Genomic DNA, 273 nt, shown 5'->3' with positions numbered 1-273 from the left:
CCCGGAGGTCCCGTCACGGAACGACGGACCGCGCGGGCGGGCACTCGACCTGACCGTACTGAGACCGGGCGGACCGCCCGGCACGAGCGGTGGTCACTGGTACGAGGCGGCGGAACTCCCGGACGGTTCGACCCTGTTGGCCGCCGGGGAGGTGGCCGGGCACGGTCTCGCGCGGACCACGGGCACGGCGACCCTGCTCGGCGCGCTGCGCGGCATCGCGCTCACCGGGGCGGGGCCCGGCGCGCTGCTCGACGTACTCGGCCAGGTCGTGGG

At 76.9% G+C, this 273-nt stretch carries 1 pseudogene; it reads left to right on the top strand.

The window, feature by feature from the left end:
• Positions 1-273, top strand: a pseudogene (locus tag G3I42_RS27410) (serine/threonine-protein phosphatase); the annotation flags it as partial.

Origin of the sequence: Streptomyces sp. SID11385 (genome assembly GCF_010548245.1) — a bacterium.
GTDB lineage: Bacteria > Actinomycetota > Actinomycetes > Streptomycetales > Streptomycetaceae > Streptomyces.
This window is presented reverse-complemented; position numbering and strand designations above follow the sequence as displayed.